This window comes from Streptomyces sp. JB150 (genome assembly GCF_011193355.1).
GTDB lineage: Bacteria > Actinomycetota > Actinomycetes > Streptomycetales > Streptomycetaceae > Streptomyces.
The window spans coordinates 114,464-133,818 of record NZ_CP049780.1; the positions used below are offsets into that span (position 1 = coordinate 114,464).

The 19,355-nt window shown below is 75.2% G+C and carries 15 protein-coding genes; 13 read left to right on the plus strand and 2 right to left on the minus strand.

Annotated elements, in window-relative coordinates:
- Window positions 1–1,179 (minus strand): polyprenyl synthetase family protein (locus G7Z13_RS00555; RefSeq protein ID WP_240926445.1); only part of this gene is annotated, 1,179 nt, incomplete at its 3' end.
- Window positions 1,180–1,733: 554 nt separating this feature from the next.
- Here G7Z13_RS00555 and G7Z13_RS00560 point away from each other — a divergent pair.
- The 3 genes from G7Z13_RS00560 to G7Z13_RS00570 all read left to right on the plus strand — a co-directional run bounded on the left by G7Z13_RS00560 (window position 1,734) and on the right by G7Z13_RS00570 (window position 5,275).
- Window positions 1,734–2,921, plus strand: a complete 1,188-nt coding sequence (locus tag G7Z13_RS00560) for a lycopene cyclase family protein (protein ID WP_240926060.1) — start codon at window positions 1,734–1,736, stop codon at window positions 2,919–2,921.
- Between the two features lie 63 nt (window positions 2,922–2,984).
- Entirely contained in the window at window positions 2,985–3,716 is a 732-nt protein-coding gene (locus G7Z13_RS00565; RefSeq protein ID WP_165995040.1) for a class I SAM-dependent methyltransferase, read from the plus strand.
- The gene (locus tag G7Z13_RS00570; RefSeq protein WP_165995042.1) at window positions 3,713–5,275 is read left to right on the plus strand and encodes an FAD-dependent oxidoreductase; all 1,563 of its coding nucleotides are present in this window, start codon (window positions 3,713–3,715) and stop codon (window positions 5,273–5,275) included. The genes G7Z13_RS00565 and G7Z13_RS00570 overlap by 4 nt, the downstream gene beginning before the upstream one ends.
- Before the next feature lie 162 nt (window positions 5,276–5,437).
- Here the strand turns inward: G7Z13_RS00570 and G7Z13_RS00575 are convergent, their stop codons facing one another.
- Window positions 5,438–6,811 (minus strand): cytochrome P450, encoded by a 1,374-nt coding sequence (locus G7Z13_RS00575; protein ID WP_240926061.1) that lies wholly within the window; start codon window positions 6,809–6,811, stop codon window positions 5,438–5,440.
- A 457-nt stretch (window positions 6,812–7,268) separates the two neighbouring features.
- On the opposite strand from G7Z13_RS00575, the gene G7Z13_RS00580 reads away from it, so the two are divergent.
- The 10 genes from G7Z13_RS00580 to G7Z13_RS00625 all read left to right on the plus strand — a co-directional run bounded on the left by G7Z13_RS00580 (window position 7,269) and on the right by G7Z13_RS00625 (window position 19,343).
- Window positions 7,269–8,426, plus strand: a complete 1,158-nt coding sequence (locus tag G7Z13_RS00580; RefSeq protein ID WP_165995044.1) for a polyprenyl synthetase family protein — start codon at window positions 7,269–7,271, stop codon at window positions 8,424–8,426.
- 151 nt (window positions 8,427–8,577) lie between these two features.
- Window positions 8,578–9,288 carry a methyltransferase domain-containing protein gene (locus G7Z13_RS00585; protein WP_165995046.1) on the plus strand — a complete coding sequence of 237 codons (711 nt, stop codon included), beginning with the start codon at window positions 8,578–8,580 and terminating at the stop codon, window positions 9,286–9,288.
- On the plus strand, window positions 9,285–10,208 hold the full coding sequence (locus G7Z13_RS00590; RefSeq protein ID WP_165995048.1) for a 1,4-dihydroxy-2-naphthoate polyprenyltransferase: 924 nt from the start codon (window positions 9,285–9,287) through the stop codon (window positions 10,206–10,208). The genes G7Z13_RS00585 and G7Z13_RS00590 overlap by 4 nt, the downstream gene beginning before the upstream one ends.
- Window positions 10,205–11,878: an NAD(P)/FAD-dependent oxidoreductase gene (locus tag G7Z13_RS00595; RefSeq protein WP_240926062.1), complete on the plus strand. Its 1,674-nt coding sequence runs from the start codon at window positions 10,205–10,207 to the stop codon at window positions 11,876–11,878. Before G7Z13_RS00590 ends, G7Z13_RS00595 begins: the two co-directional genes overlap by 4 nt.
- The gene (locus G7Z13_RS00600) at window positions 11,862–12,308 is read left to right on the plus strand and encodes a DUF2834 domain-containing protein (protein ID WP_240926063.1); all 447 of its coding nucleotides are present in this window, start codon (window positions 11,862–11,864) and stop codon (window positions 12,306–12,308) included. Before G7Z13_RS00595 ends, G7Z13_RS00600 begins: the two co-directional genes overlap by 17 nt.
- Window positions 12,305–14,284: a squalene--hopene cyclase gene (shc, locus tag G7Z13_RS00605; protein WP_165995050.1), complete on the plus strand. Its 1,980-nt coding sequence runs from the start codon at window positions 12,305–12,307 to the stop codon at window positions 14,282–14,284. Before G7Z13_RS00600 ends, shc begins: the two co-directional genes overlap by 4 nt.
- Window positions 14,281–15,711 (plus strand): FAD-dependent oxidoreductase, encoded by a 1,431-nt coding sequence (locus G7Z13_RS00610; protein ID WP_165995052.1) that lies wholly within the window; start codon window positions 14,281–14,283, stop codon window positions 15,709–15,711. Before shc ends, G7Z13_RS00610 begins: the two co-directional genes overlap by 4 nt.
- Window positions 15,708–16,478 carry a 2,3-dihydro-2,3-dihydroxybenzoate dehydrogenase gene (locus G7Z13_RS00615; protein ID WP_165995054.1) on the plus strand — a complete coding sequence of 257 codons (771 nt, stop codon included), beginning with the start codon at window positions 15,708–15,710 and terminating at the stop codon, window positions 16,476–16,478. The genes G7Z13_RS00610 and G7Z13_RS00615 overlap by 4 nt, the downstream gene beginning before the upstream one ends.
- Window positions 16,479–16,539: 61 nt before the next feature.
- Window positions 16,540–17,337: an isochorismatase family protein gene (locus G7Z13_RS00620; RefSeq protein ID WP_165995056.1), complete on the plus strand. Its 798-nt coding sequence runs from the start codon at window positions 16,540–16,542 to the stop codon at window positions 17,335–17,337.
- Window positions 17,334–19,343 (plus strand): anthranilate synthase family protein, encoded by a 2,010-nt coding sequence (locus G7Z13_RS00625; RefSeq protein WP_165995058.1) that lies wholly within the window; start codon window positions 17,334–17,336, stop codon window positions 19,341–19,343. The genes G7Z13_RS00620 and G7Z13_RS00625 overlap by 4 nt, the downstream gene beginning before the upstream one ends.
- The last annotated feature ends 12 nt before the right edge of the window (window positions 19,344–19,355 follow it).

The following is a 19,355-nucleotide window of genomic DNA, read 5'->3' on the forward strand; positions in this document are numbered from 1 at the left end:
GGGGGCGGGGCCGGGGGTGGGGGCGGGGGCGGGCGGCCGGAGCGGGGCGGGCGAGGGTGCGGCGTCTTCGGGCGCGGGCGCGTTGGGCGCGGCGGGCGCGGCGGGCGGCGCGTCTGAGGGCGTCCCGTCGGCCGCCGAGCGCAGCAGACTCCGCAGCCGGTGGGCGCTCCGCGGCTCCAGGAAGGCGCGGTCGAAGTGGCGCAGGCCCTGGGCGACGAGCCGGGTGATCTTGGTTTCGACCGCGGCCCGGGCGCCCGTCGCGACGAGGACCTCCCGCACCTCGTCGAGGCCTGCCGGGGTCAGCTCCGCGTTTCCCAGGGACCGTTCGAGCACGGCCAGGGCGGCGTGGTCCCCGGTGGCCTCGGCGCGGGCCCGGGCGAGGGCGGTCAGGTAGGTCGCCTTGCCCTCGCGGATGTCCCCGCCGCCGGGCTTGCCGGTGCGCAGCGGGTCGCCGAAGACGTCGTTCAGGTCGTCCCGCAGCTGGAACGCCATGCCGATCCGCCGGCCGGCCGAGCACAGGGCGAGCAGTGTGGTGTCGTCCGCGCCCGCGAGGGCGGCGCCCAGGGCGAGCGGCCGTTCCACCGAGTACAGGGCGCTCTTCAGGCAGGCGGCGCGCAGTGCCCGTGGCAGGGACCGTGCCGCCGTGGCCTGCCCGTGGACGTCCAGGTACTGGCCGGCGACCATCTCCGTGCGCATGTCGCTCCACAGGCGGCGCACCGCGGTCGCGGTCCACGCGGGCAGCGGGGTCTCGGCCACCAGGTCGTCGGCCCAGACGAGCGCCAGGTCGCCGGCCAGGATCGCGGCGCACTCCCCCAGGCGGCCGACCCGGGCGGGCGCCGCTCGGCCGGCGTACTGGGCGCGTACGTCCACGTGCAGGGCGAGCCGTCCACGGCGCCGCACCGCGCCGTCCATGACGTCGTCGTGGACGAGGGCGCAGGTCTGCAGCAGTTCGAGCGCGGCGCCGATCCGCACCCCGGCCTCGGTGGTTGCCGGGTCGGACGCGCCGCACGCGCGCAGGGACCACCAGAGCAGCCGGGCCCGGGTCCGTTTGCCGCCCTCCAGGGTGAAGCGCGCCACCCGTTCGGCCAGGTCCTTCGCGAACAGCGGGTCGGCGGCGCGGGCACGGGCGAGGCGGTCGGCCAGCACGCGGTCGAGCGTCCGGGCGACGGCGGCGGACACGTCCGCGTCGACGGCGGCCGGGTCCGGTGCGGGTGCGCTTCCCGTACGACCCGCGTCCCCCGCGCCGTTGGCTTCTCCCCCGCCGTTGGCTTCTCCCGCGTCGACGGCGTCCCCCGCCCTTCCGGCGTCCCCCGCCCTTCCGGTCTCCCCCGCGCTGTCCAGGAAGGACACGCCGGCCCCAACGGCCGTTGCCGTGGCGTCCGGCCGCGTCCGGACGGGGGATCCCGGCGGGGCGACCAGGCGTGGCACGGGCGGCGGCGGGGCCGCGTGGTGACCCTTCGCCTGTGTGGGGCGCATCCCGGTTCCTCTCGTCGTGCTCGTCGTTGCTCCGTCACCCACGTCCTTCCGCCCGGGCGGCGGCTGCGGATGCGGCACAGACGTGCCCGTTCCGGCCGTACGGCTCCCTGTCCATGCCTCCGTTCGGCGGCGCCGCGTGCCCTGCGGGGTGGCGTGTCGGCCGTGTCCTCGCCCGCCACGCATCCATCAGGGCCCGGATGCGGGAAGTGACGGTGGAGGCGGGAACGCGCACAGCGAGCGGAACGGAGGAGACCGGCGTGCTGGAGACGGACGTCGCCGTCCTGGGGGCGGGCGCCGCGGGGCTGTCCCTCGCCCACCGGCTGGCCGGGCACGTGCCGGGCGCCCGGACGCCCTCCGTGCTGCTGGTGGACGCGCCGCCGGGGCCGCTGCGGCCGCCGCCGCGCACCTGGTGCTTCTGGGAGTCGGGCCGTGGCCGGTTCGACGCGGCGCTGAGCGCCGACTGGCGGCGGCTGCGGGTGCGTCCGCCCACGGGCGCCCCGGTCGAGGGGGACATCACCCCGCTGCGCTACAAGATGCTCCGTTCCGACGACTTCGCGTACCTGGTCGGGCGGGACCTGGCGCGCAGTCCGAACGTACGGCGGCTGGAGGCGACCGCCGAGACCGTGGAGGACGTGCCGGGGGGTGCCCACGTCCGGGTGCGGACCGCCGGCGGCGGCACCGAGGTGGTGCGCGCCCGCTGGGTGTTCGACTCCCGCCCGCCCGGCAGTCTGCCGGCCGCGCGGACCACCCTGCTGCAGCACTTCCACGGCTGGTTCGTCCGCACGGCCCGGCCGGTCTTCGACGCCCGCGCCGTGGAGCTGATGGACTTCCGCACGCCGCAGCCGGCCGACGGCCTGTCCTTCGGTTACGTCCTGCCGCTCGGCCCGCACGAGGCGCTGGTGGAGTACACCGAGTTCTCGCCGCGCACCCTCACGCGGGACGGTTACGAGTCGGCGGTGCGGCAGTACGCCGACGAGGTGCTGCGGCTCGGCGAGGCGCGCATCGTCGCGACGGAGACGGGGGTCATCCCGATGACGGACGCGCCGATGCCCCGTCAGGTGGGCGCGTCGGTGTTCCGCATCGGTGCCGCCGGTGGCGCCACCCGGCCCGCCTCCGGCTACACCTTCGCCGGTGTGCAGCGCCAGACCCGGGCCGTCGCCGCGGCCCTGCGCCGCGGGCGGCGGCCGGTGCCGCCCGTCCCGCACTCCGCGCGGGCGCGGGCCATGGACGCCGTCCTGCTGCGGGCCCTGGACAGCGGCCGCGTCGACGGCCCGGCCCTGTTCTCCAGACTGTTCGCGCGCGTCCCCATGGAGCGGCTGCTGCGTTTCCTCGACGGCCGCACCCGGCTGCACGAGGACCTCTCCGTCGGCCTGCGCACCCCGGCCGGGCCGATGCTGCGTTCCGCGGCGGAGCTGTTCTGGCTGCCGCGTCGCCCCTTCGACTGATCCGCCCTCCCCCGACCGCCCTTCCCGCCCTGCCCGCCCGCCCCTTCCCCCGACGGAGTCCGCATGAGCCTGCTGCGCGACGAGGATCTCGCCGCCGCCTTCGACCACGCCTCCCGCACCTACGACGCGCTGGTGGCCGTCAACCCCGGCTACCACGCGCACCTGCGCCGCTCGGTGCGCCGGCTCTGCCTGCCCGGGCACGGCACGGGACTGCGCCTGCTGGACCTCGGCTGCGGCACCGGTGCCTCGACCGCCGCCCTGCGCTCCGTGCTGCCGGGCGCGGACATCACGGCCGTGGACGCCTCGTCCGGCATGCTGGCACGGGCCGCCGCCAAGCCCTGGGCGCGGGAGGTGACCTTCGTGCACGCGCCCGTGGAACGGCTGGCGCGGGCCGGGGTGCGCGGACCGTTCGACGCCGTGTTCGCGGCCTACCTCTTCCGCAACGTCACCGACCCCGACGCCGTGCTGGCCACCGTGCGCGGGCTGCTGCGGCCGGGGGGACGGCTGGGCGTGCACGAGTACACGCTCGGCGGGCGCCGCGTGGACCGCTCGGTGTGGACGCTGGTGTGCCGCGGTGTCGTCCAGCCCGTCGCGGGCCTCCTCGGGGACGCCGCGCTCTACCGCCACCTGTGGCGCAGCGTCGCGGAGTTCGACACCGCCCCGCGCTTCGCGGACCGGCTGCGCGCGGTCGGCTTCGACCGGGTGCGGGCCCTGCCGCTGCCGGGCTGGCAGACGGGCATCGCCCACACGTTCGTGGCCCGCCGGGCGGACACCGGCCCGCGGGAGGCGCGATGAGCGGCACCCGCACGGACCGCGCCGGCAACGCCCGCAGGGGCCGGGACCGCAGGGCCCGCGTGCTGCCCGCCCGGCCGGGAAGCCCGCGCGTCGAGGGCGTCCGTGTCACCACCGCCGTGGTCGGCGGCGGGATCGCCGGGCTCGCCGCCGCGACCGCGCTCGCCGAGCGCGGGGTGGCCGTCACGCTGTACGAACGGCAGCCGTACCTCGGCGGCCGGGTCGGCGGCTGGCCCACCCGGCTGCGCGACGGCAGCCCGGTGACGATGAGCCGGGGCTTCCACGCCTTCTTCCGCCAGTACTACAACCTGCGGGGGCTGCTGCGCCGTACGGATCCGGGCCTTGAGCGGCTCACCGCGCTGCCGGACTACCCGCTGCTGCACGCCGGCGGACTGCGCGACGGTTTCCGGCACGTCCCGCGCACCCCGCCGTGGAGCGCGCTCGGTTTCGTCGCGCTCAGCCCCTCGTTCCGCCTGCGGGACCTGCGGGCCATGGACCCGGTCGCGGCGCTGCCGCTGCTCGACGTCCGCGTCCCGGAGGTGTACGAACGCCTCGACGGCACCAGCGCGTACGACTTCCTGGACGCCGTGCGGTTCCCCGCGAGCGCCCGCCACCTGGCGTTCGAGGTGTTCTCCCGGAGCTTCTTCGCCGACCCGCGGCACCTGTCCGCGGCGGAGATGGCGCTGATGTTCCACATCTATTTCCTCGGGTCCGCCGAGGGCCTGCTGTTCGACGTGCCCCGCTCCCCGTTCCCGGCCGCGCTGTGGGAGCCGCTGGCCGCCTATCTGGGACGGCACGGGGCCGAGGTGCGCACCGGTACGCCCGTCGAGGCGGTCACCCCGCGGCCGGACGGCGGCTACGAGGTGGCCACCGACCGGGAGGAACGGCGCCACGACACCGTCGTACTGGCCCTGGACGCGGCGGGGCTGCGCTCGCTCGTCGCCCGCTCCGGGCGGCTGGGCGACGGCCCGTGGCGCGAGCGGATCGGGCGGCTGCGCACCGCCCCGCCGTTCCTGGTCAGCCGGCTGTGGCTCGACCGGCCCGTCGCCGCCGACCGGCCGGGCTTCCTCGGCACCAGCGGATTCGGCACCCTCGACAACGTCAGCGTGCTGGAGCGCTGGGAGGACCAGGCGGCCCGCTGGGCCGCGCGCACCGGGGGCTCGGTCGTGGAGCTGCACGCGTACGCGGTACGGCCTGAGGCGACCCGGGACGTCGAGGAGAAGCTGCTGATCGAACAACTGCACCGGGTGTACCCGGAGACGCGAGCGGCCTCGGTCGTCGACGTCCGCCATGTGTGGCACGACGACTGTCCGCTGTTCCCGGTGGACGGCTACGCCGACCGGCCGACGGTCCGTACCCCGGATCCCGGGCTGGTGGTGGCCGGCGACCTGGTGCGCAGCGACCTGCCGGTGGCGCTGATGGAACGCGCGGCGACGACCGGGCTGCTGGCCGCCGACGCGCTGCTGGAGCGGTGGGGCGTGCGGGGCCCGGCGCTGTGGACGGTGCCTGACCGCGGACGCGTGGCGGCGCTGCGGAGCCTGGCCGGGTGGGCGGGACGGTGAGTCCGGGCGCGAACCGGTGCGCTATTGCGGGATGTTGAGCCGAGCGGTCGTGTCGGGTCGCTCCCGGGTCAGCGTCGCCTTCACGGGTCTGACGGACGCCGGACTCCTCGTGCCGCTCCGTTGAGCGGCACGAGGAGTCCGTGAGCCCGTGGTGGTGCCGTGTCAGCCGGCGACCGGCCGGCGGGCCGGAGTCCGCAGGGTGGCCCGCAACCGTCCTGGCGAGAGGGTGAGTTGGGGGATCTTGGGGACCGTGACGGTGTCGCGGTCGAGTTCCATGTCCCAGCGGGCGACGACGGTCGACAGCAGGAGCGTCCCCTCCAACAGGGAGAACTCGTCGCCCACGCACTTGCGGGCGCCGCCGCCGAACACGGTGGCGGGGACGCGGGGTTTGCGGCCGTCCTGCGTTCGCCAGCGGTCGGGGTCGAAGTGGTCCGGGCGCTCGTACAGTCCGGGCAGGCGTCCGATGAGGTACGGGCTGTAGGCGATGGTGGTGCCCTGGTGGACGGCGTGCCGGCCCAGGTGGGTGTCGGTCTCCGTGCGCCGGGTGAGGAACCAGCCCGGCGGGTACATCCGGATCGCCTCCAGGAGCACCTGCCGGGTGTACGGCAGCCGCGGCACGTCGTCCCAGTCGGCCGCGCGCCCGGCCAGCACGGTGCGGGCCTCCTCTGTGAGCCGGGCGCGCACCTCGGGGTGGGCGTCGGCCAGGTACAGGGCCCAGCTGATGGCGCCGGCGGTGGTCTCCGTCCCGGCGGAGTACATGGTGACGGCCTGGTCGACCAGTTCGTCGTCCGACAGGGCGGGGGCGTCGCTGTCGGGGTCGCGGGCGGCCATCAGCAGGGACAGCAGGTTGGTCTCGCCGTCGGGGGTGCCGCGTCGCCGGTACTCGGCGGTCAGCCGGGTCATGGTCCGGCGGACCCGGTCGGTGGCCTCCAGGTAGCGGACGTTGCCGGGTGTGCGGATACCGCGCAGGGCTCTGGGCAGCAGGGTGTGCATGCTGAAACCGGCCAGCAGGGTGTCGAAGTCCGTGACCAGGCGGTGGTGGTCGGCCGGGTCGAGCCGGGAGCCGAAGATCGCGGAGACCACGATGTCGGCGGCGATGCCGCGGACGGCGGTGGTGACGTCGAGGGTCTGTCCGGCCCGCCAGCCGCTGATGATCGTGTCCATGCGCTCGCTCATGATCCGCGCGTAGTCCGGGAACCTGCCGGCGCGGAACGCCGGCTGGACGAGCCGGCGCTGCCGGCGGTGCTCGTGGGCGGGGCAGGTGGCGAGGCCCTGGCCGCCGGCCTCGCGCAGCCGGTCGAAGAGCGGGCCGCCCTTGTCGAAGACCCGGTCGTGGACGAGCATCGTGCGGACCAGCTCGGGATCGCAGACCAGGACGACGGGCACGGACCCGAGCCGGACCGTCACCAGGGAACCGTGGGCGGGCAGGGTGCGCAGGAAGGCGAGCGGGTCGCGCAGGAAGGCGGGCAGGTGGCCCAGGACGGGCAGCGCGCCGGGCGCCACCGGGATGGTGGACACTCGCTGCGGGGTCGGCACGGTGATCGTTCCTCCTCGGGGAGACACAGGGAGACGGGGCCGAACGGCGGCACCGGGGTGCGTGGTCGGGTGATGGCGCGCCGGGCGGGCATCGCACCGGCCGGGCAGGGCGCGGACGGGTAACCGGGCGGCGACGGCGGGCGCGCTCACGGGGCGGAGCCGGTCGGCGGGAGTCGGCAGTGCGACCGCACAGCATGGGAACCGGCGAGCACGCTCGGAGCGAAAGGGTTCGGCACGGCGCTCGGAGCAACTCACTCTAGGGACCGCCGCACAAGGCGTCCACCGTCCTTTTCCGCCATCCGGGCCGAACTCGCCGGTGTTGCGGAATATTCGGCGCATTCCCGTGCCGGTGCACCTCTCCTCCACCATGCCTGGACCGTTGTTCAGGCGATATTGCAGGTGCCTGCTCCTATCCTCGTCTCGGTCCCGCCTGGGATCACGGAGGGAGGAAGTACGGATGACGGAGACTTCTGCTCCGATTGAGAACGGATCCCCGCCCTCGTCGCCGGAACTCGATTCCGCGACGACGGTGGGAAATCGGCTCCGAACGGATCTGGAACGCGTCCGGGAACGGATGCGCGCCCTCGCCCTGCCGCCGGACCGAAGGATCCGTCCGCCCGTCGCGCACGGACTGGAGCGTTCCGGCCGGATGCTGCGGCCGGCCCTGGCCCTGCTCTCCTCGTATCTGCTGGAGGAGCGGCCGGGCGTCACCTCGCAGCGGGTGATCGACGGCGCGGCGGCGGTGGAGATCCTGCATCTGGCCACGTTGTTCCACGACGACGTGATCGACCGGGCGCCGCTGCGCCGCGGCCGGCCCACCGTCAACGCGCGGTACGGGGACTCCCTGGCGCTGCTCGGCGGCGATTACCTGCTGGCCCGCTGTATGCACATAGCCGCCTCGCTGGGCGCGGACCGGCTGAGCGAGATGGCGCAGACGCTGATCGACATATGCGCGGGCCAGATGATCGAGACGCGTCAATTGTTCGATCCGCGGCGCACCGAAGAGGACTACTTCGACGCCATCGCGGGAAAGACCGCCCGACTGCTGAAAGCCGCGTGCACCACCGGGGCATTGGCGCCCGGCGCGAAAGACGAGAGCGCGGCGGTCCTGGAGTATTTCGGGGAAAGACTCGGCATGGCGTTCCAGATCTGGGACGACATTCTCGACATCACCGGTCAGGGCACCGGTAAACAGCCGGGGCAGGATATCGCCAACGGCGTCTACACCCTTCCGGTGATCGATGCGATCCGGGCCCGTCCCGAGCGTCTTCTGCCTCTTCTGGACGACGGTCCACCGACACCCGAGGCATGCCGTGAACTGATCGCGGTGGTGTGGGAATGCGGAGCCGTGGGCCGCGCAGCGGAGGTGGCCCGACGGCACATGGCGGATGCCCTGCGGGCGGTCGAGTCCCATGCCGCGTTCGCCGGTCGCGCCCCCGCGATCCGGCAGCAACTCCGTTCCCTGGTCGGCACGTTCGCCGCCCAGCATCCGGCTCTGCGGGTGCTCGACGCGGCGACTGTCAGCGCCACCGTCCCGGACCCGGTGGTCACCGCCGCGCTCCCGGACCCCGCGGTCACCGCCCCGGACGCCTTCGAGGCGATGGCCCGCACCTGATCCCCGTCCGGTGGCCCCGGCCGGCCAGTCCTCGTTCGGACCCTGTCCGGACCCCGGTCCGCCCGACCCGTCACCCACGCGCACCGCATCGCACCGCACCGCACCGCACCGCACCGCACCGCACCGCACCGCACCGCACCGGAAGGCGATCATGACGGCGCTGCGAGCACAGTTCATCTCCGACTACGACGTTCTCGCCGACCGCTGGTGGGACCCCCGCGGCCCCCTCGCCCCGCTGGGCTGGATCGCCCGGGCCCGCGCCCGCTTCGTGCCCCCGGCGGGGCCGGGCGGCGGCCAGGCGCTCGATGTGGCCTGCGGCGGCGGGCTGTTCGGCCCGTACCTGAAGGAGCTGGGGTACCGGGTGCACGGCGTGGACCTGTCCGCGCTGTCCCTGCGGGAGGCGCTGCGGCACGGCTTCGACAGCGTGGTGCGCGCCGACATCTCCCGGCTTCCCTTCGCCGACGCCTCCTTCGACGTGGTCACCGCCGGGCAGTGCCTGGAACACGTTCCGGACCCGTACGCGGTCACCGCCGAGCTGTGCCGGGTCCTGCGCCCCGGCGGCACGCTCGTCGTCGACACCGTCGCGAACACCCGGATGGCCCGGTTCGTCGCGATCACGCTCGCCGAGAACCTGCCGCTGCCGGGGCGGCCGGAGCGCGGCACCCACGACCACCGGCTGTTCGTCGACCGGGCCCGCCTGGTCCAGGTCGCCCGTGACCACGGGGTGCCGCTGCGGCTGACCGGCCTGCGGCCCGGCCTCCGCGACGGGTTCGGCTACCTGCTGGGCCGCCGCGCCGACGTCCGCATGGTGCCCACGTCCTCCACCGCCGTCCTCTTCCTCGCAGCCGGAAGGAAATCGTGACCAGTCAGCCCGCGACCGCGCGCCCCGCCTCCCGGCCCCGGCCGGCCGGCGCGCGCCCCTCGGTCCGCACGTGGATCGTCGGGGCGCGGCCGAAGACGCTGCCCGTGACCGCCGCCCCGATCGCCGTCGGCACCGGCGTGGCCGCCTCCCTGGGGCCCGTCTCCTTGTGGCGTTCGGTTCTGACCGTTCTGTTCGCCCTGGGCTTCGTGCTCGGCACCAACTTCTTCAACGACTACAGCGACGGGGTCCGCGGGGTGGACGAGGGCCGGGTCGGTCCGACCCGCCTGGTGGCCTCGGGCCAGGCCGCGCCGCGGTGGGTCTTCCGCTCCGGCGTGGTCCTGTACGGCATCGGCGGCGTGAGCGGCGTGGTGCTCGGCGCGACCGTCTCGTGGTGGCTGCTCGCCCTGGCCGTCGTCTGCGCCCTGGGCGGCTGGTACTACACCGGCGGCCGCCGCCCGTACGGCTATCGAGGGCTCGGCGACCTCGGCATCTTCCTCTTCCACGGGGTGATCGCGGTGTGCGCGACGGTCTTCATCCAGTGCGGCGAGATCCCGGCGACGGCGGTGACCGCGTCCCTGCCGGTGGGCCTGCTCTCCGTGGCCCTGCTCACCACGAACAACCTGCGGGACCTGCCGACCGACGCCGCCAGTGGCAAGATCACCGTGGCGGTGCGGCTGGGCGACCGGCGTACCCGCGTGTACTACACCGCCACGGTGGCCGCCGCGTTCGCGTCCGCCGCCGCGCTGCTCCCCGTACGGTCCTGGGCCTGGCTGGTCGTGGGCGCGCTTCCGTTCGCCGTGCTGCCCGTGGCCCGGGTGGTGCGCGGCGCACGCGGCCGGGACCTGATCCCCGTACTGGAGCACACCTGCCTGCTGCTGCTGGTGTTCGGTGCCCTGCTCACCGCCGGGGTGTCGCTGTGAGCGCCGCGCGGCGGTCCGCCGGACCCTCGGCCGCCGGCCACCGGGCCGCCCCCGCCCGCGGCGTCCTGCCGAACCACGCCCCCGAGAGCGGTGCCTCGGAGAGCGACGTCCTGCCGAACCACGCCCCCGAGGGCGGCCAAGACCCCGCCACCCCGGCCCTCGCCCCGGACCACGAGGTCCTGGTCATCGGGGCGGGCTTCGCCGGCATCGGCACCGCCATCGCGCTGCAAAAGGCGGGCGTGACGGACTTCCTGGTCGTCGACGAGCAGGACGACGTCGGCGGGAGCTGGCACGCCAACCGGTATCCCGGCATCGCCGTCGACATCACGTCCTTCTCCTACTCCTTCGCCTTCGAGCCCTACCCGCACTGGTCGCGGGCCTTCCCGCCCGGAGCCGAGCTGAAGGCGTACGCGGACCACTGCGTCGACACCTACGGCCTGCGGGCGCGGCTGCGGACGGGCGCGCGGGTGACCCGGGCCGACTGGGACGAGACCGCCCACCTCTGGCGGGTGCGGTTCGCCGGCGGTGCCACGCTCACGGCCCGGTTCGTGGTGTGCGCCACCGGCTGGCTCACCAAGCCGAAGACGCCGGACCTGCCCGGCCTGGACCGGTTCCGGGGCCCGGTCGTGCACACCGCGCGCTGGGACCCTCGGGTCGAGACGGCCGGGCGGCGGGTCGGGGTGATCGGCACGGGAGCCTCCGCGGTCCAGCTGGTGCCTCGGCTCGCGCCCGAGGCCGCACGGCTCGACGTGTTCCAGCGCACCCCGATCTGGGTGTTCCCCAAGCCGGACGTACCCATCCCCCGGGTGGTGCGCCGCGTCTTCGCCGCCGCCCCGTGGACCCAGCGGTCGATCAGCCGGGCCACCGACGCCGTCACCGAGCTGAGCTTCGTCCTCGCCATGATCCACTACCGCAGGTTCCCCTTCCTGGTGCGGGCGGGCGAGGCGGTGTCCCGTCTGTACCTGCGCCGTCAGGTGCGCGGCGACCGGGATCTCGTCCGCCGGCTGACACCCCGTTACCGGCTGGGCTGCAAGCGGCCGTCGTTCGGCAGCGGCTACTGGCGTGCGTTCACCCGCCCGAACGTCGAGCTGGTCACCGAGTCCGTCACGGAGGTCACCGAGAGCGGCGTGCGCACGGCCGACGGCGTCCATCACGACCTGGACGTGCTGGTGCTGGCCACCGGCTTCCACGTCCTGGACAACCTGCCGCCCTTCCCCACGCACGGAACGGGCGGCCGGGACCTGCGGGAGTTCTGGCGCACCGAGCGCTTCCAGACGTACGAGGGCACGGCCGTGAAGGGCTATCCGAACCTGTGGTTCATCGTGGGCCCGTACTCGTTCACCGGCGGCTCCTGGTTCGGGATGATCGACTACCAGCTGACCCACATCCTGCGGGTCATCGGCGAGGCCCGGCGCCGCGGGGCCACCGAGGCCGCCGTCCGCCCGGCCCGCCACGACCGGTCCTTCCGGCGGACCCTGCGCCGCCAGGGCGACACCGTCTTCCTCGACCCCAGCTGCCGGGGCACCAACAGCTACTACCTCGACGAGCACGGGGACGCCCCGGCCGTCCGGCCCGCCAGCACCCGCACCGCGGGGCGCCGGGCCCGCACCTTCGACCTCGACGACTACCGGTTCCGACGGGCGGGAGACGACCGTGCCGACCTTCTCTGAACTGCGCGGCCGCGACCGGTCGCTGTGCCTGTTCCACGCCCTGTTCGCCCTCGGCGGCTTCCTCGTCATGGGAGCCATGGCGGTCACCTTCGTCGTCCGCAACGCCGACGCCGGACCGCTCGGACTCGTCGGGAACTTTCTCGACGACTCCCTGGACACCCTCGCCGGCCGCTTCGTCTACGCCGACCTCTTCCTGATCTGGGCCGGCCTGGGCGTGTGGATGGTGACCGAGTCCCGCCGCTGGGGGATCCGGCACGTCTGGGCGTACATCGTCGGCGCCCCGGCGCTCGCCCTGTGCGTGAGCTTCGCCGTCTTCATGTACGTACGTCAGCTGCACATCGTGGCCGCCCGCGCCCGGCGCGAGGACCTGCAACGCACGGCACCCGTCCCCTCCTTCGACCACCCCCCGACGAAAGGCAGCCGGGCATGACCACCGAGGCCATCGACCCCGCCGGAACCACCGCGGACGCCGCCGACGCGCTCCCGGCGTCCGTCACGCGCTCCCTGGCCCTGGCCGCCGCCGCGCTGCGCGACCGCCAGGACCCCTCCGGTCACTGGAAGGGGGAATTCGAGACCAGCCTGATCGGCGAGTCCGGCGAGGTCATCCTGCACCACTTCCTGCGGCTGCCCGACGACGGCCGGCGGGCCGAGGCGGCCCGGACCATCCTCGCCGAGCAGTCCCCGGCCGGCGGCTGGGCCTCGTACCACGGCGGGCCCGACGAACTGCTGCTCTCCGTCTTCTGTTACGTCGCCCTGCGCCTGGCCGGACACGACAAGGACGAACCCGAACTGCTCGCCGCCGCCGCGGCCGTCCGGCGGCTCGGCGGCGTCGAGTCCGTCGACAACCTGCTCATGCTGGCCTGGCTGGCCGTCATCGGGCTGTGGCCGTGGCGGGACATCCCGCTCGTCCCGGCCGAGATCGTGCTGCTGCCCAGCCGTTTCCCCGGCAACATCTTCCAGTTCGGCGCCGCCGCGCGCGGCATCGTGGTCGCCAACAGCCTCTTCATGGCGACGCGTCCCGTGGTCCCGGCCGGTTTCGACATCCGGGAGCTGTTCGCCGACCCGCGGACCCGCCGCCGGCTCCCCCGCTCCCGCGCGGTCCGCGCCGCGACCACGCTCAGCCACTGGTACGGTCGCCACCCGGTCGGGTTCCTGCGCCGCCGCGCCCTGGACAAGGCCGCGAGCTGGCTGGAGCGCACCCAGGAGACGGACGGCAGCTGGGGCGGCAACTGGCCGCAGACCGCCAACGTGGTCATGGGCCTCGACGCCATCGGACTGGGCCGCGACCACCCCGTCGTGCGGGCGGCGCTGGCCGGCCTGGACCGGTACGTGGTGGAGCGGGACGCGCGCGGGCACCGCCGCATCGAGATGTGGACCTCCGTGGTCATGGACACCGCGCTGGCCCTGACGGCCACCGTCATGGCGGGCGGGCCCGCCGCGGAGTCCGCCACCGGGCCGGCCGTCCGCTGGCTGCTGGACCACCAGGTCACCGAGCCGGGCGACTGGGCGGTGCTCACCGAGAACCCCGAACCGGGCGGCTGGCCGTACGAGTTCACCAACAACGCCAACCCCGACTGCGACGACACCTCCTGGGCCGTCGCCGCGCTGCGCCGGCTCCATCCGCGCGGCGCCGACCCCACCGTGGACCAGGCCATCGCCAAGGCCGTGCGCTGGATGGAGTCCCAGCAGTGCGCGGACGGCGGCTGGGCCGCCTTCGAGCCGCTGCGCTGGAACCTGCCCGGCCGTGACGCCCTGGCCCGTATCGGCTTCCTGGAGGCGCCCTCCGCCGACATCACCGGGCACGTCCTGGAAGCGCTCGGGCTCGACGGGCGGGCGGACACGCCCGCCGCCCGCCGGGGCATCGCCTGGCTGCGCCGCACCCAGCGGGCCGACGGGTCCTGGCCCGGCTGGTGGGCCTGCTACCACCTGCACGGAACCAGCGCCGCCGTCACCGGACTCACCGCCTGCGGCGTCCCCGGCTCCGACCCCGCGGTGGTCCGGGCCTGCGACTGGATCACCGCCCACCAGCAGCCCGACGGCGGCTGGGGCGAGGACATCCGCGCCCTGAGCGACCCCGACTGGGTCGGGCGCGGCGAGAGCACCCCCTCGCAGACCGGGTGGGCGCTGCTCGCGCTGGTCGCGGCCGGGCACACCGACGCCCCGGCGGTCCGGCGCGGGCTGGAGTATCTGGTCCGTACCCAGCGCGAGGACGGCGACTGGGACGAGCCGCAGCACACCTGGGTGGTCCATCACGACGGCCTGTACTGGCGCGACAGCCTGCTCCGGCTGATCTACCCCGCCATGGCCATGGCCGCGTGGACGGCCCGCGCCGCAGGCGCAACCGGCTTTGGCACCGCCGCCCATGACGACGCCCATGACGACGCCGAAGGGACGGGTGCGCGATGAACGACGTGACCGTGATCGGCGGCGGCCTGGCCGGCATGACCACCGCCTGGACCCTGCGCTCCCGCGGCATGCGGGTGCGGCTGCTGGAGGCGGCGGAGGAACTCGGAGGCATGGCCGGCGCCCGGGTCGTCGACGGCCGCCTCGAGGACCACGGCGTACACATCTTCCCCGCCTGGTACCGCAACACGCTGCGGCTCGTGGACGAGCTGGGGATCGCCGGAAACCTGCGCGAGACACGCGAGTTCACCCAGCTGCTGCCCAGTGCCGACGGCACCCGGGTGCGCCCGGCCGGGCCGTCCCTCGCCGACCGGCTGCTCCTGCTGTACGGCGTGGTGGACCTGCTCGCGCAGCGGTTCGGCCACGAGGACCGGTCACTGCACGACTTCCTCGGCGACCGGTGGTACCTCACCCGGGCCGCGACCGCCGACATCGAGCACCTGTTCGTGGCGTCGAGCGCGGCGGAGAGCACCGCCGTCTCCGCGGCCGGGTTCCGCGGCAGTGTCGCCGCGTTCGCCCGGCATCCGGGCCGGGTCCGGATGCCCCGCGGTGACCTGCACACCTGGTTCATCGGGCCGTTCCGCCACCGGCTGGAGGCGGCCGGGGTGGAGATCGGCACCGGCACCGAGCTGGTGGACGTCACCGTGACCGGCGACCGGCTGACCGGTCTGACGCTGCGCCGCACGCGCGGCGACGGCGAGCGCGTCACCGTCCACGAGGAGGTCGCCGGCCATGTGGTCCTGGCCGTCCCGCACGGCCGTCTCGCCGCCCTCGGACCGGCCGTCACCGCGGCGCTGCGTCCCGCCGACGGGGTGCTCGGTCTCACGTCCCGCCCCCTGGGCGCCCTGCACCTGTGGCTGCGGCGCCGGCTTCCCGGTCTGCCCGAGGAGCACATGCGGCTGGTCGGCTCGCCGCACGCCATCACCCTCGTCGACGTCGGCCGGGCCTGGGACGAGGGCCGCTCGTCCGTCCTCGACTGCGTGGTCGGCCGGGTCTCCCGACTGGCCCATCTGTCCGACGAGAAGGCCGTCGAGGTCCTCGTCGAGGAACTGCGCGACTACCTCCCGGCGCTCACCCCCGAGGACATCGAGCACGTCTGCCTCCAGCGCCACACCACCGCCCCGTTCTACGCCCCCGGACCCGGCCACCACCGGCTGCGCCCGCACGCCGGGACCGCGCTCGCCAACCTGCACATCGCCGGGGACTTCTGTGCCGCCCCGCCGGGTGTGGCCGGCATGGAGAGCGCGGTGCGGTCGGGTCTGGCCGCGGCGGAGTCCGTCCGGCGTGTCCTGCAACCCGGCGGTCCCCCGGTCGCCATCCGCCGTATTCGCACGGTCGCCCCCACCCTCGCCCGCGCGGTGCGGGCCGTGCTCACCCCGGTGGCCGCCGCGGCCCGGCTGGCCGCCCGGCGTGCGGAGCGGGTCCGATGAGCGCCGGGGTCGCCCTGGTGACGGGCGCGGCCGGCGGGATCGGCGCCGCCGTCACCCGGCTGCTCGCCGAGTGCGGGGACACGGTCGTGGCCGTGGACGCCGACCGGGCCCGGCTCGCCGGCCTCGTCGCCTCCCTGCGGGCCGACGGACTCGCCGTCCACGGACGGCACGCCGACGTCACCCGCGCCGCCGAGGTGACCGCCCTGGTCGACGCGGTGGAGGAGAGCGAGGGCCCGATCGAGCGGGTGGTGAACGCGGCGGGCGTGCTCAGGATCGCGCAGGCCCTGTCGCTGTCCGTCGGGGACTGGTCGGACACGCTCGCCGTCAACGCCACGGGCGTGTTCCACGTGTCCCGCACGGTCGTCGACCGGATGGTGACGCGCCGCCGGGGTGCCCTGGTCACCGTTGCCTCCAACGCCGCCGGCACCGCCCGCGCGGGGATGGCCGCCTACGCCGCCTCCAAGGCCGCGGCGGTCGCCTTCACCAAGTGCCTCGGGCTGGAGGTCGCCCCGTACGGCGTCCGCTGCAACGTGGTCGCGCCCGGCTCCACGGACACGCCGATGCTGCACGGCATGCACCCCGCCGGCGCGGCGGCGGACGCCTCGGTGGCCGGTGACCCCGGCGCCTACCGGGTCGGCATCCCGCTGGGCAAGGTCGCGCAGCCGGCGGACGTCGCCCTGGCCGTCCGGTTCCTGCTGTCCGAGGAAGCGGGGCACATCACGCTGCACAACCTCACCGTCGACGGCGGCGCCACCCTCGGCGTCTGATCCCCACGCCGCGCGCGCCGGCCGCCCGCCGAGCCCGCTCGCACGAAAGGACCGTTCCGGCATGGCCGGTATACCTCCCATTGCACCGCACCGGCTCCCCGAGCCCGGCGAGCTGCCGGCCCCCGTCGTCGACTGGCGGGTCGACCCGGCACGCGCCGTGCTCCTCGTCCACGACATGCAGGAGTTCTTCCTCGCCGCGTTCCCGCCCGGCACCGATCCCGTGACCGGCCTGGTCCGCAACGCGGCCCGGCTCCGCCGGCAGTGCGCCGCCCTGGGTGTCCCCGTGGCGTACACCGCGCAGCCCGGCGGGATGTCCCCGGCGGAGCGGGGGCTGCTCGCCGACTTCTGGGGGCCGGGCATGCGCACCCGCCCCGAGCACCGCCGGATCGTCGCTCCCCTGGCGCCCGGGCCGGACGACTGGCAGCTGGTCAAGTGGCGCTACAGCGCGTTCCACCGCACCGATCTGCTGGACCGGATGCGCGCGGCCGGCCGTGACCAGCTCGTCGTCTGCGGGGTGTACGCCCATGTCGGCGTCCTCGCGACGGCGGTGGACGCCTTCAGCCACGACATCCGGCCCTTCCTCGTGGCCGACGCCGTGGCCGACTTCTCCGCCGCCCACCACCGGGGGGCGCTGGCCTACGCCGCGGCCCGCTGTGCCGCGGTCGTCACCACGGACACGGTGTGCGAGACGCTGGCGGCCGCGGGCCGCGGCGGTAGCGGCGCGGTGGCGGAGTCCGCGGCGGAGGCGGCCGCAGGTCACGGCGGTCGCGGCCCGGCGGCCGTGTCCGCCACCGAGACAGCCGCAGTGCACGATGGCCAGCGGCCGGCGGCCGTGTCCGTGGCGGAGGCGCTGCGGTGAGCGCGCGCCGCCCGGACGCGGGGCCGCGCCGCGGGGGCGCGCCGGACGCGCTGGCCCGCGTCCTGGACGGTTCCGCCCCCGCGTTCGCCCTGCTGCACCGGCCGCAGAGCGCGCCGGGCACGGTGGAGGTGCTGCTCGGGTCGGCGGCCCCGTACGCGCGCCTCGGCGATCTGCCGCTGCCCCAGGACCCGGAGGGTGCCGGGGGCGGCCCCGGGGAGGTGCTCGTCGTCGTGCCGTACCGGCAACTGGCCGAGCGCGGCCACGCCGTGCGCGACGACGGCGAGGCGCTGATCGGGATGCCGGTCGCCGAGCGGCAGGAGCTGCCCGTCGCGGAGGCCCTGCGGCGCCTCCCCGACGAGCCGGTCAAGTCGGACCAGCGCGACTTCGATCCGCCCGACCGGGAGTACGCGCAGGCGGTGCGCCGGGTGGTGGCCGAGGAGATCGGGCGGGGGGCGGGTGCGAACTTCGTCGTCAGGCGCACGTTCACCAGCCGGCTGCCGGACTTCACCCGGGCGGGCGCCCTGTCCTTCTTCCACCGGCTGCTGCGGCGCGAGAACGGCGCCTACTGGACCTTCCTCGTGCACACGCCGGGCCGCTGGCTGATCGGCGCGACACCCGAGCGGCACATCAGCGTCGAGGACGGCACCGCCGTCATGAACCCGGTCAGCGGGACGTACTGCCATCCGGTCGGCGGCCCCACCCTCGACGGGGTGCTGTCGTTCCTGGCGGACCGCAAGGAGACGGACGAACTCGCCATGGTCGTGGACGAGGAGCTGAAGACCATGGCGCGGATCTGCCCGGACGGCGGGCAGCTGCTGGGCCCGTACCTGAAGGAGATGGCCCGCCTCTCGCACACGGAGTACCTGATCCGCGGCCGTTGCGACCTCGACGTGCGCGAGGTCCTGCGCGAGACGCTGTTCGCGCCGACCGTCACGGGGTCACCGGTGGAGAGCGCGGCGGAGGTGATCGTCCGTCACGAGAGCGCCGGCCGGGGCTACTACAGCGGAGTGCTGGCGCTGATCGGCCGGGAGCCGTCCGGCCGGCACAGCCTGGACTCGGCCATCCTGATCCGTACGGCCGACATCCGCGGCGGGTCGGGTGCCACCCCGGAGGAGGCGCGGCTGAGCATCGGTGTCGGCGCCACCCTGGTCCGGCACTCGGACCCGGACACGGAGGCGCGCGAGACCCGCGCCAAGGCGGCCGGGCTGCTCGCGGCGCTCGGCGGGGGCGCGCCGGGCCGGTTCGCCGGACACCCCGACGTACGGGCCGCGCTGGCCGCCCGCAACGACGCCCTCGCCGGGTTCTGGCTCGCCGAGCCCGAACGGCGGGGCACGCCCGCCCGCCCCGGCCGGGCCGCTCCGCGGATCCTGCTGGTGGACGGCGAGGACACCTTCACCGCCATGCTGGGCCACCAGCTGGGCGCGCTGGGCGCCGAGGTGACGATCCGCCGCTGGGACGAGCTGGGTGAGCCGGACGGCGGCCGGGCGCAGTCCGCCGGGCAGCCCGGCGGCGGGCGTCCCGGTCCGGGGCTCGACGCGTGGGGTCTCGACGGCTGGGATCTCGTGGTGCCGGGTCCCGGCCCCGGGGACCCGCGCCGGCTCACGGACCCGAAGATCGCCCGGCTCCGGGCCCTCCTGGACCGGCTCGTGGCCCACGACCGGCCCTTCCTCGCCGTATGCCTCAGTCACCAGTTGCTGAGCATCCGCCTGGGTCTGGACCTGGTGCGCCGCGATGTGCCGAACCAGGGCACCCGTCGGGAGATCAGCCTGTTCGGCCGGCGCGAGCACGTCGGGTTCTACAACACGTTCGAGGCCCGCTGCGAGCGGGACCTGCTGCACCATCCCCGCCTCGGGCCCGTCCGGGTCGCGCGTGATCCCGCCAGCGGCGAGGTGCACGCCCTGCAGGGCGCCCGTTTCGCCTCGCTCCAGTTCCACCCCGAATCCGTCCTGACCCGGGACGGGCCCCGCGTCCTCACCTCCGTCCTCGCCGGGCTGCTGCCCCCGTGACCCGAGCGGCAC

What these genes read in the sequence shown, in the direction of transcription:
- G7Z13_RS00620 (WP_165995056.1), top strand. Translation starts at nt 16,540, where the DNA reads ATGGCCGGTATACCTCCCATTGCACCGCACCGGCTCCCCGAGCCCGGC.
- G7Z13_RS00585 (WP_165995046.1), top strand. Translation starts at nt 8,578, where the DNA reads ATGACGGCGCTGCGAGCACAGTTCATCTCCGACTACGACGTTCTCGCC.
- G7Z13_RS00580 (WP_165995044.1), top strand. Translation starts at nt 7,269, where the DNA reads ATGACGGAGACTTCTGCTCCGATTGAGAACGGATCCCCGCCCTCGTCG.
- G7Z13_RS00610 (WP_165995052.1), top strand. Translation starts at nt 14,281, where the DNA reads ATGAACGACGTGACCGTGATCGGCGGCGGCCTGGCCGGCATGACCACC.
- G7Z13_RS00615 (WP_165995054.1), top strand. Translation starts at nt 15,708, where the DNA reads ATGAGCGCCGGGGTCGCCCTGGTGACGGGCGCGGCCGGCGGGATCGGC.
- G7Z13_RS00565 (WP_165995040.1), top strand. Translation starts at nt 2,985, where the DNA reads ATGAGCCTGCTGCGCGACGAGGATCTCGCCGCCGCCTTCGACCACGCC.
- shc (WP_165995050.1), top strand. Translation starts at nt 12,305, where the DNA reads ATGACCACCGAGGCCATCGACCCCGCCGGAACCACCGCGGACGCCGCC.
- G7Z13_RS00570 (WP_165995042.1), top strand. Translation starts at nt 3,713, where the DNA reads ATGAGCGGCACCCGCACGGACCGCGCCGGCAACGCCCGCAGGGGCCGG.